Below are 1062 nucleotides of genomic sequence, written 5' to 3'. Positions count from 1 at the left end.
TTAAAAACAAATTTGCTTCCAAAAATAACCAGTTCGAGATGTGCGGCCGATTTGGCATTTAACCACTGGAATAAAAATAATATTGAATTGCAGGAAACTTTTAAAATTATACTGCTTAATAATGCTAATAAGGTTAAAGGAATTTATGATTACAGGGACCCTGGTCGATATTCGAATCCTATTCGCAGTAGTATTAAAGTCCTTGACCACGGCAATAATTTTAATGCACAATCACCCCAGTGGAACCCTTAAACCAAGTGAAGCAGATAAAAGCCTGACCCGGAAAATTAAAAATGCGGCATCTTTTTTTGATGTTAAAGTACTGGATCATATTATTCTAATTCCTGATGGTAATTATTACAGCTTTGCAGATGAAGGCATTCTGTAATTTACCTGGTCAATGCTAACCAGATTTTAAACACTTCTAATTTTAGGGGTGTTTTTTTAGGCTCAGATATTTCTTAATGAATTTTTTAAGCAAAGTAGTTCTATAACAGGAACGCGCAAAATAGCCTGGTTGGTGGTGCTTAAAAATATGAAGCATTTTACGTTCAGTTCAAGTAAAAAAGGAAAATCCCTGTTATCTGGATTTTCCTTTCTTTCATTAAATGAAAAATTCAAATGATTTTAAATATAGCAAAAAGTTTATTCGTCAGGTATTCTTTGCCTTGATTTTGTAAAAATAATGTATCTTTATTACACCGATTTTCAGTATTCAAATTTACGCAGTGTATCCATTTTTGACTTTCGCCGATATTCCTGCACATCAAAAAATTATTAATTCGGAAATTTTTCCGGGAATTGGCAAGTGGCTTTTGACTGTCTATAAGGACAGGCAACAAACCAAATTGTACGGCATTTTTGTCCCGCGCTGCGGGACGAAAAGGAGTAGCAAGAGGGTAACACGCTACGCGATGTTAAGCACTCCTTTTCGTTTTTAAATAACTGTAAACCAGTTGTTTAAAATATATTCAAATTCCTGTTTTTAAGCAATTTGCGACAAATGCCCTGCCAGGGCCCAATTTTAGGGAAGAATTTGCGACAAATCGGCGAATTATGGAT

1 pseudogene is annotated in these 1062 nt (G+C 34.7%); it reads left to right on the top strand.

Going from position 1 to position 1062, the window contains the following annotated elements:
• Nucleotides 1–388, top strand: a pseudogene (locus RM529_RS17465) (JAB domain-containing protein); the annotation flags it as partial.
• Nucleotides 389–1062: the final 674 nt, after the last annotated feature.

This window comes from Autumnicola edwardsiae, from assembly GCF_031846505.1.
Lineage (GTDB): Bacteria > Bacteroidota > Bacteroidia > Flavobacteriales > Flavobacteriaceae > Autumnicola > Autumnicola edwardsiae.
Note: the sequence above shows the minus strand (reverse complement) of the source record. Positions and strands in the feature narration are given on the sequence as shown.